The organism is Nocardioides islandensis (assembly GCF_015352455.1).
In the GTDB taxonomy this organism is placed as follows: Bacteria; Actinomycetota; Actinomycetes; order Propionibacteriales; family Nocardioidaceae; genus Nocardioides; species Nocardioides islandensis.
On sequence record NZ_JADKPN010000017.1, the window covers coordinates 94,025 to 104,063 of the forward strand.

Consider the following 10,039-nt stretch of genomic DNA (forward strand, 5'->3'; position numbering starts at 1 on the left):
GGTTGGTTGGATGAGGGCATGGCTGACGAGGGTGGCGTGCGCCCGGCGCGTCCGCACCAGCGGCTGACCCCCGACGGCCGGCGGATGCGCGAGGTGCTGACGTACTCCCGGCGCGGCGCCCGCTTCACCCCGCGCCAGCAGCAGGCGTGGGAGGCCCACCACGAGGACTGGGTGATCCCGGACGAGGCGGTCGACGAGCCGGGGTTCACGTGGAGCGCGTGGTTCGGTCGCGAGGTTCCGCTGGTGGTCGAGATCGGCTCCGGCGTCGGCGAGGCGACGGCCGCCCTGGCGCCGTCGCGGGCGGCGTACGACGTCCTGGCCTTCGAGGTCTGGCGCCCGGGTGTCGCGGACGCGCTGTGGCGGGTCGCCGAGGCCGGCGCCACCAACGTGCGCTTCTGCTCGGTCGACGCGGTCTGGTCGATGGAGCACCTGGTCGCGCCCGAGGGACTGGTCGAGCTGTGGACGTTCTTCCCCGACCCGTGGCACAAGAAGAAGCACCACAAGCGTCGCCTGGTGACGCCGGAGTTCGCGGCGCTGGCGACGTCCCGGCTGACGCCCGGAGCGGTGTGGCGGCTGGCGACCGACTGGGCCGACTACGCCGAGCAGATGGTCGAGGTCCTCGACGACGAGCCTGGCCTGGAGGGCGGCGTCGTCCCCCGCTGGGAGGAGCGGCCGGTGACGAAGTTCGAGCGCAAGGGCCTGGCGGCCGGCCGGTCGATCACCGACCTGATGTACGTGCGGCGCTAGCCGGGACAGGCCTGTTCGTGCTCGCGGTCGCCGAGGTAGGTCGTCCACTCGTCGGCGGTGAGGTCCCGTCCCGCCATCCGGCAGGCGTAGTCGATGGACCGATCCAGGCGGGTGTCCCAGACGTAGGCCTGGGTCCCCGAGCCGTAGAACCACACCTCCGAGGTGCCGGGCCGGATCTGGGCGGACGCGAACGACTCGTGCGGTTCTTGCACGGTGTTCTCGACGACCGCGGTGTCGGGGTCCCACAGGCGGATGAAGCCGCCGTAGTCCGACGTCACCACGTGCGCACCGTCGGCTGAGTAGGTCAACCAGGCCTGACCGCCGATCGAGGAGGGGGGAGCCGGAGCGCTGACGAACCGACCGGTCTCGGTGTCCAGCACATTCATGTTCCCGGAGTAGAGGGCCAGCGCGACGTGGCGACCGTCGGGTGAGAAGTCGGCCATGTTCACCACCGTGTCGGGAAGGGTGCCGGACCTCAGCTGCGTCCCCGTCTCCAGGTCGAGCAGCGCCCACTGGTCGAAGTGCGGCAGCTGGCCGGGGTTCCTCCGGGTCTTGGAGACGACCACGAAGGCACGTCGCCCGTCCGGTGCCAGGGTCAGGCCTGAGGCGTAGCCGGGGAGGTGCACCGCGTGACCCAGCGGGCTGAACGTGTCCGCGTCGACCAGCCGCACCGACCCCTGGATGTCGCTGATGGCGATCCGCGAACCGTCGGCCGACCAGTCCAGCCCCGAGATCATGTCCGTGGAGAAGCTGGCGCTGCGGATGACCCGGTTGTCCTGGTCGAGGGTCCGCACGGACCCGTCGGCCGCGCCGAGCACGAAGCGCTCGCCGTCCGGCGCCCACGCGCCCGGGGTGAAGGCTCCGGCGTCGATGAGCAGTGTTCGGGTCACGTGCCCGGTGGCGAGGTCGGCCAGACCGAACCGTCCGTCGACGCCGAAGACGGCCATCCTGGTCCCGTCGGGCGAGGACATCCGGAACGACGAGGAGCTGAAGGTGTCGTCGGCCTCGACGGGGAGGGCGCGCAGGAAGCCGCGGTCGCCGCGCAGGTCCCACGTCACCACCGTCTGGTCGGTGTCCGCCGTCGTCACCGCGGCGGTGCCGTCGCCGGAGAGCTGCACGTAGTCGCTGGGCTGGGTGGCCACGGTGCTGTGCTGCTCCAGCGTCCTCGCGTCGAGCACCTCGACGGCCCCGCCTGCCGACCCTCGCCAGATCCCCACCAGCACCGCGTTGCCTCGCGGCGCGTAGTCCACGGCCTGGACGTCGCCGTCGAGATCGGCCCTCGCGGTCACGGCACCACGTCGCGCGTCGAGGGTGACCACCCGGTCAGGGTGGTCCCCGCCGTGGGAGACGAGGAGCGACGAGCCGTCCGGGCTCAGGTCGGCCACGTCGGCGGCGCTGATCCCGGGGGCGCGCCAGACCTCGCGAGGCTGTCCGGCTCGGGGACGGACCCGGTATGCCGTCATCGGGTCGCTCCCGTAGAGCACGTGACCGTGCCGGTCCAAGAAGACCCGCTGGAAGGGGTAGTACTCCCCGCTCCTGCGCAACCTGACCGTCGCGACCGGGTGCCGCAGGTCGGTGCGGTCCCAGACGACGGCGACCTGGGGGCCGCCTTCGGCCTCCGCGTCACCGACGCTGCCCGGCCGGCGCTCGCTCACGGCCAGCCCGACGTACCTGCCGTCGCCCGAGAAGGTCACGCTCATCGCCTTCGTCTCTCCAGACGGGAACCCGGCCGGCTGCTCCGGTGACGGCTGCCAGGTGTTCGCGTCGAGAAGCACCAGGGGAGTCGTGCCGAAGGTCTGCAGGCCGACCGCGAGCTGCGCGCCGTCGGGGGCGAAGGCCAGCGGCCGCGTGGGCCAGAACTGCAGGTCGGGCTGCTCGCCGTCGGTGTCGTAGCGAGCGAGGACGTGGCCGGAGGCGGCGTCGACCTCCGAGACCACGTTGTCGTCGTCGTAGACCGCGACGACCGAGCCATCGGGGCTGAGCTGGGGACCGCCCACGAGAGGGCCGACGCGGTCGCTGGTCGACAGCAGGTCCGGGTGCCCCGACAGGAAGGTCGAGAGTGTGCTCCGGGTCTGCGGGGAGTCGTCGAGGCGCACCGCCTCGACCGCCAGCAGCGCACCGACGGCGAGGTCGCGGCTGCGCAGCGCCTCGGTGCTGAGCCCCCGGGCCTGCGCGGCGGTGGCGGCGTCGAGGGCCTTCTGGCCCTGGGACACCGCGACGAACCCGGTCCCGAGCGCGACGAGCAGCAGCACCGCCGCCCCCACGAGCGCCACCCGCAACCGGCGGATCATCACGCCGCGGGCCCGGGCGAGGTCCGCGGCGACCCGCGCCGCCGACGCCGCCGCCGCGTGGCCGGCCTCGATGAAGTCGCGCTCCGTCGCGGTCAGCTCGGGGTTCGTGCGTTCCTGCCACGCGAGGGCGCGCTCGAGTCGCACCCCGCGGTACAGCTCGCTGTCCGGCCGGCCGAGTCCCTGCCAGGCGTCGGCCGCCGCGGCCAGGTGGTGCAGGATCCGCAAGCCTTCGACGTCGTCCTCGAGCCAGCCCTGGAGCCGCGGCCAGGACCGGACGACCGCCTCGTGGGCGAGCGTCACGACGCCGTCGTCGCTGGTCACCAGGCGGGCGGCGACCAGCCGGTCGACCAGCTCGTCCTGGGCCGGGCGGGAGACGACCGTACGCCGCGACATCCGCGCGCGCGTCGCCTCGCCGTCGGGCCCGGGGACGACCAGCCGCAGCATCAGCTCCCGCAGGGCGTTCCTGTCCTCGGCCCTGGTGTCGGCGTACAGGTGCTCGGCCGACTGGGCGACCGCTCCGCGCACGCCGCCCGAGGCCTGGTAACCGGCGACGGTCAGCGTCCTGCCCTCACGGCGCAGCCACGTCTCCCGCAACGCGTGCGCGAGCAGCGGAAGCGCCCCCGGCTCTCCTTCGACCTCCCGCACGAGCAGGTCGACCAGCCCGGGCTCGACGACGAGGCCGGCCTGCAGGGCGGGTCGCTCGATGGCGGCTCGGAGGTCGTCGCGACCCAGGGGACCGAGCAGGCACAGGCCCTGCTCGACCAGCCGGGCGAACTCGGGGTGGGCCACGAGGTCGCCGGTCCGGTCCGCGCGGAAGCAGACCACCACGTGGCCGTGCTCGGCGTACCTGGCGACCGCGCTGAGGAACTCCTGGCGTTCCTGCTGGTCGGGGCAGAGCGAGAAGACCTCCTCGGCCTGGTCGACGACCAGAGCGGCCGAGCCGCGGGTCCGCGGCGGCAGCCCCGAGATCGCCTCCATCGGGTGCCGCCCCGGCGTGATGATGCGGACGTCCAGCCCGTCGCGGCGCAACGCTGGGGCGATCCCCGCGCGCACCAGCGACGACTTGCCGCTCCCGGAGGGACCGACCACCGCCAGCGGGGAGCCCGACCGGATCCGTGACAGGGCGCCGGCCACGTCGTCGTCGCGGCCGAAGAAGGAGTCGGCGTCCTCCTCGTCGTACGACGCGAGGCCGGGGTACGGGCAGGACTCGGACGCAGCGGCGGCGTCGTCGACGAGGAGCGCCGGGTCCTGCTGGAGGATGGCCTGTTCCAGGCTGACGATGTCCGGCCCGGGGTCCAGGCCGAGCTCCTCGCGCAGCACCACGCGCGCCCGGCGCAGGGTACGCAGCGCTTCCGCCTGACGCCCCGACTGGTACTGGGCCCGGGCGAGCAGGATCCAGCGGCGTTCGCGCAGCGGTGCCGCCTCGACCAGCGCACGCGCCTGGGCCGTGACCTCGTGGTGGTGCCCGGCCTCGAGTGCCGCGACCACGGCGAGCTCCTCGACCTCGGTGCGCAGCTCGGCGAGGCGGGCCACCTCGGCCATCGCAGGCTCCCACTCCTCGAGGTCCGCCAACGGGCGACCCCGCCACAGGTCCAGTGCCTCGTGGGCCACGAACGTGGCCCGTTCCCACTCGCGCAACGTGGCGAGCTCCTGCGCCCGGGACACCTCGCGGACGAACCTGCTCGTGTCGACGTCGTCGGCCGACAGGCGGAGCCGGTAGCCGAGCTCGGTGGTCTCGATCGCGTCGGTGCCCAGGCGCTTGCGCAGCCGGCTGACGCAGCCTTGCAGGTTCTTGGCTGCCGACGCCGGCGGCGCCTCGCCCCAGATCGCGTCCGACAGCTGCTCGGCGGTCAGCACGGCACCGGGCTTCATGGACAAGGCCGCCAGGACCACCCGGTCGCGCATCCCGAGGCTGTCGCTGTTGCCGTCGATCTCCAGCGGACCCAGTACGGAGATCCGCATTCCTCGACTGTCGACCTGCCCCCAGGTGCCGTCAAGCGAGGAGATACCGGCGAGATACCGGTGAGGCGGCACCGAGATACCGGGCGGGTGCACAACTCGGGGGTCGGACCGACAAGGGGCGCCGACCCAACCAGAGGGAGCAGCACCATGAACACCACCACGACCGCTTTCCGCAGCACCGTCACCGGACTCCTGGCGGGTGGGCTCGTCGCCACCCTGGTGGCGGCCACGGCCGCCACGTCCGCCGCGGCTCCGACGCGGGTCGACGAGACGGGAGTCGGGCAGTCCTCCCACAGCACCCGGATCTCGACCGCGTGCTACATCAGGCCCGTCAGCTGGAACACCTCGCTGGACGGCCCGCGGCCGGTCTGCTTCCGCTACCTGCCGTGACGTCGTGACCGCTCAGCCGACCAGCGCGTCGACCGCCTCGCCGAAGACCTCGGTGTGGCGGTCGACGTCGGCCTCGGAGTGGGCGGGGGAGAACAGCGCCATGTTGTGGAACGGCGTGAGCAGCACCTGCCGGTTCAGGCACCAGAGATGCAGGAACGCCTCGAGCTCCTCGTCGACGGCCGCGGCCGCGGTGGCGCCGTCGCGCGGGGGCGGGCAGAACACGTACTCCGCCCGGCAGCCGAGCCGCTGCACGTGCCACGGGAGCCCGTGCTTCTCGATCACGCCGGCCACGCCGGCGGTGAACCGCTCGGCCAGCGGGATCGCCACGGCGAAGTCCTCCTCGCGCAGCGAGGACGACAGCGCGGCCCGGGACGCGGCCAGCGCGAGGGCGTTCGCGGTGAGCGTGCCGCCGACGCCGGAGACGTCGGCCTCCGCGGTGAGCATCGGACCGACGAGCCGGTGGGCGACCTCGGTGGTCATGCCGTACGCCGCCAGCGGCACCCCGCCCGCGATGGGCTTGCCCACGACGAGCAGGTCGGGCTCGAGGCCCCACGCGGCCGTGCAGCCGCCCGGACCCGCGCACAGCGTGTGCGTCTCGTCGATGACCAGCAGGACGTCGTGCTTGCGCGTGATCTCGCGGACCCCCTCGGAGTACCCCTCGTCCGGCAGCACGATCCCGATGTTGGTCAGCGCCGGCTCCATCAGCAGGCAGGCGACGTCGCCCTGCGCCAGCCGCCGGTCCAGGGCGTCGAGGTCGTTGAACGGCACGACCGCGGTCGTGATCGCCACGTCCACCTGCGGGCCCATCGCGCCCGGGCGCGGCACCACGCGGTCGCCGTCCAGCACGGCCAGGGTCTCGTCGACCGTGCCGTGGTAGCACCAGTCCATCACCGCGATCCGCGGCCGGCCGGTCAGGTGCCGGGCGAACCGGAGCACGAACCGGTTCGCGTCGGTCGCCGACATCGCGAACTGCCAGCGCGGCAGTCCGAACCGGCGGCCCAGCTCGTCGGCCACCCAGATCGCGTCCTCCGACGGCAGCATCGTGGTGATGCCGTTGCGCGCCCGTCGCGCCACCGCCTCGGCCACCTCGGGCAGGGCGTGCCCGGTCATCGCGCCGGTGTCGCCGAGGCACAGGTCGACGTACTCGACCCCGTCGACGTCCACGCACCGCGCGCCGTTCGCGGTGTCCACGAACACCGGGAACGAGCCGGCCCACCGGGTCATCCACGGCATCGGCACGCCCGCGAGCAGTGAGCCCTGCGCCCGGGCGGCCAGCGCGGCCGAGCGGGGGTGCGTCTGGGCGAACCGCCCCTCCTCGTCCGTGCGCAGGGCGGCGAGGCGGTGACGGTCGATCGCGGCGGTCATGGCGGGAATCTAGGGGTGATGCTGGCGGGGAGTCGATGACCGTTGGCCGGATCGCGCGCGGCGACGTACCGCCGGCGGAAATAGAATCCGTCGGTGACCGCGACCCTCGAGCCGAGCACCAAGCGCGGCATCCACCGGGCCTGGTGGGTCGCCGGCATCACCATGGCCGCGCTGGTCGCCGCGGCCGGCTTCCGCTCGTCGACCGGCGCGCTGCTGGAGCCCCTCGAGGCGGAGTTCGGCTGGTCGAGGGCCACCACGAGCGGGGCCGTCAGCCTGAACCTGGTCGTCTACGGTCTCACCGCGCCGTTCGCGGCCGCGCTGATGGAGCGCTTCGGCGTACGCCGCGTGGTCGCCCTCGCCCTGTTCCTGGTGTCGCTCGGTTCGGGTCTGACGCTCCTGATGACCAGCGCCTGGCAGCTGTGGGTGCTGTGGGGGTTCGCGGTCGGCATCGGCACCGGCTCGCTGGCCCTGGTGTTCGGCGCGATCGTCGCCAACCGCTGGTTCGTCACGCACCGGGGCGTGGTCGTCGGGGTCTTCTCGGCGGCATCCTCGACCGGCCAGCTCGTCTTCCTGCCGGCGATCGCCCACCTGGCCGACGGTCCTGGCTGGCGCTGGGCGGCGGGGCTGGTCAGTGTGTTCGCACTGGTGCTGGCGCCGCTCGTCTGGCTGGTGCTCCGCGACCGTCCGGCGGACGCCGGCACCACGGCGTACGGCGCCACCGAGGCCGACCTACCGCCACCGCCCCCGACCGAGTCGGCCGCCCGGGTGGCGATCCGGACGCTGCGCGAGAGCAGTCGCAGCCGGGTGTTCTGGTGCCTCTTCCTGTCGTTCTGGATCTGTGGCTGGTCGACCAACGGCCTCATCGGCACCCACTTCATCCCGGCTGCCCACGACCACGGCATGCCCGAGACGACCAGCGCGACGCTGCTGGCGCTGATCGGGGTCTTCGACATCGTGGGCACCGTCGCCAGCGGGTGGCTGACCGACCGGGTCGACAGCCGCTACCTGCTCTTCACCTACTACTTCTTCCGCGGGCTCTCCCTGCTCGTGGTGCCGTGGCTGCTCGCCGACGCGGTGCACCCGAGCCTGTTCGTGTTCATCGTGTTCTACGGCCTGGACTGGGTGGCCACCGTGCCGCCGACCGTCGCCCTGTGTCGCCAGCACTTCGGCGTCGAGAGAGCGGGCGTGGTGTTCGGCTGGGTCTTCGCCAGCCACATGGTCGGCGCCGGGATCGCGGCGTCGTACGCCGGGTGGGTGCGGCAGGAGGCCGGCGACTACTTCGCGGCCTGGATGACCGCCGGGGGGATGTGCATCGGCGCCGCCGCGCTGGTGCTGCTGATCCCGCGGCACCGCGTCGAGGCGGTCGACACCGTGACGACCGCGCAGCTCTGACCCGCGCACCCTCCAACCATCCACCCGGCGCGGAGCGTTCTGGGAGTGTGGAGGTCGTGCCAGGAGGCATCACGGATCGCGTCGCCGACGGGGCGACGGGCGACGCGGACGCGTTCAGCGCGTGGGCGGCCTCCGCGCAGCGCCGCCTGCTGCGCACGGCCGTGTTGCTGACCGGCGACCACCAGCGCGCCGAGGACCTGGTCCAGGAGGCCCTGGTCAAGGTGGCCCTGCGCTGGCGGCGCCTGCGTGACGGACGGCCCGAGGCGTACGCCCGCCAGGTCATCGTGCGCGACAACATCTCCTGGTGGCGCAAGCACCGGCGCGAGGTGCTGGTCGAGCCGCCCGAGGGCAGGCCCGTCGACCTCACCGACTCCACCGAACGGCGGCTGCTGCTGGACCGCGCGCTGGCCGCCCTGACGCCGCGGCAGCGGGCGGTCGTGGTGCTGCGCTACTACGACGACCTGACCGAGCAGGCCACCGCCGACGCCCTCGGCGTCGCCGTCGGCACCGTCAAGAGCCAGACCCACCTGGCGCTGCGCCGGCTCGCGGAGGCGGCGCCGGAGCTGGCCGAGTACCTGGGCGAGGAGGTCCGATGACCACCCAACGGCTGCGTGACCTGCTCGACGAGCGGGTCGCCGACATCGACGTCCCGGACCTCGCCGGTCTCGCGTGGGAGCGGGCGGACGGCGTACGCCGCCGGCGCCGGGCCGTCGCGGTGGGCGTGGCCGCGCTGGCCATGGTCGCGGTGGCCGGCACCGTCGCCGTGGTGGACCAGCGCGACTCCATCGAGCGATCGCCGAGTGGTCGCCCGACGAGCACCCCGCCGACTCCCGAACCCGCCCCGGAGACTCCGCGCGCCACCCTCGCCGGCGAGTTCCGCGGCGCGCCGTTCTGGTGGGCACCGCCGGCGGCGCTCGACGGCGACCTGCCCGTCCTCCAGGTGCCCGGGCTTCCCGAGGAGCTGTCGATGGGCACGGCGCCCTACGCCGACAACCCACCGGACCACGTGGACGCCGTCTTCGGGATGGGCAAGCAGCAGTACCTGCTGTTCTCCGACGAGCAGCTCGTCTCCGTCGACCTGTCCGGGCGGCTCGGACCCGTCGCCGACGAGGGCGGCAACGAGTTCAGCCCCCTCGGGGACGGGAGCGTCTCGCCCGACGGCACCCGGGTGTTCTTCAGGCAGCCCGACGGGCTCGAGGTATGGAGTCTGGCGACGAACAGCTGGGACTCCGTCCCGATGAGCCTCGACGACGTCGAGAGATCCGTGTGGACACTCGACGGTCACGTCGGGCTGGCGAGGAGCTCCGGTCGCCCCGACCCGTGGGACCGCGGCGACCACCAGTGGACCTTCCCCGTCGCCGGACCCGACGCCACGGCCGCCGAGCTGGACTGGATGGCCGAAGGGGTGAGCGCGCCGACGGCGAACGAGCCCGGTCAGTACGCCAACCCGGAGTTCCTGGCCGCCGGAACGCCGGATGCCCCTGAGCTCCTCGCGTTCGGGGACGGCCGCAGCAAGATGTGCTGCGTACCGATGGCGTGGTTCAGCCACGACTTCGTGCTCTTCTCCGCTTCGGCGCCCGACGGCGCGTACCGCGTCCTGGCCTGGCGGGTCGGCACGCCCGACCTCTACCGCGTCAGCGAGTACGTCGACCTGCCGCCGCGGAACTTCTCGGCGAGCTGGGCCAAGAACGCCTTCCGGTGATGGCCTCGGGCGTGTCTCCTCATCCCATGGCCTGCTGCGCGCCGCCCCGTCGGCGCTCGCGACGGCCGAGGACAAGGAGACACGCCCTAGCTGTACCCGGCCATCACGTTGGTAGCAGGCGGCTGATTGGGGGGTGGCCTCCGAGTGCGCTGTGACGGCGTTGAGTGTTGTAGTGCTCGAGCCAGGGGGC

Annotated in this window: 8 protein-coding genes; 5 read left to right on the plus strand and 3 right to left on the minus strand. The window is 73.2% G+C overall.

The window, feature by feature from the left end:
• Positions 1-18 precede the first annotated feature (18 nt).
• Positions 19-747, plus strand: a complete 729-nt coding sequence (gene trmB, locus ISU07_RS21375) for a tRNA (guanosine(46)-N7)-methyltransferase TrmB (RefSeq protein WP_194708868.1) — start codon at positions 19-21, stop codon at positions 745-747.
• On the opposite strand, the gene ISU07_RS21380 is transcribed toward trmB, so the two are convergent.
• Positions 744-5,000, minus strand: a complete 4,257-nt coding sequence (locus tag ISU07_RS21380) for an nSTAND1 domain-containing NTPase (RefSeq protein ID WP_194708869.1) — start codon at positions 4,998-5,000, stop codon at positions 744-746. The genes trmB and ISU07_RS21380 overlap by 4 nt on opposite strands.
• 147 nt (positions 5,001-5,147) lie before the next feature.
• Here ISU07_RS21380 and ISU07_RS21385 point away from each other — a divergent pair, with 147 nt between their 5' ends.
• On the plus strand, positions 5,148-5,390 hold the full coding sequence (locus tag ISU07_RS21385) for a hypothetical protein (RefSeq protein WP_194708870.1): 243 nt from the start codon (positions 5,148-5,150) through the stop codon (positions 5,388-5,390).
• A gap of 12 nt (positions 5,391-5,402) precedes the next feature.
• On the opposite strand, the gene ISU07_RS21390 is transcribed toward ISU07_RS21385, so the two are convergent.
• Positions 5,403-6,755, minus strand: coding sequence for an aspartate aminotransferase family protein (locus tag ISU07_RS21390; RefSeq protein ID WP_194708871.1), 1,353 nt, complete (start codon positions 6,753-6,755; stop codon positions 5,403-5,405).
• 93 nt (positions 6,756-6,848) lie between these two features.
• Here ISU07_RS21390 and ISU07_RS21395 point away from each other — a divergent pair, with 93 nt between their 5' ends.
• The 3 genes from ISU07_RS21395 to ISU07_RS21405 are packed head-to-tail and all read left to right on the plus strand — an operon-like array spanning position 6,849 to position 9,849.
• On the plus strand, positions 6,849-8,147 hold the full coding sequence (locus ISU07_RS21395) for an MFS transporter (protein ID WP_323742746.1): 1,299 nt from the start codon (positions 6,849-6,851) through the stop codon (positions 8,145-8,147).
• Between the two features lie 56 nt (positions 8,148-8,203).
• The gene (locus ISU07_RS21400; RefSeq protein WP_323742747.1) at positions 8,204-8,743 is read left to right on the plus strand and encodes a SigE family RNA polymerase sigma factor; all 540 of its coding nucleotides are present in this window, start codon (positions 8,204-8,206) and stop codon (positions 8,741-8,743) included.
• Positions 8,740-9,849, plus strand: a complete 1,110-nt coding sequence (locus tag ISU07_RS21405) for a hypothetical protein (protein WP_194708872.1) — start codon at positions 8,740-8,742, stop codon at positions 9,847-9,849. Before ISU07_RS21400 ends, ISU07_RS21405 begins: the two co-directional genes overlap by 4 nt.
• 103 nt (positions 9,850-9,952) lie before the next feature.
• Here ISU07_RS21405 and ISU07_RS21410 read toward each other — a convergent pair.
• Positions 9,953-10,039: integrase core domain-containing protein (locus ISU07_RS21410; RefSeq protein WP_194708884.1), on the minus strand; the 87-nt coding region annotated here is incomplete at its 5' end.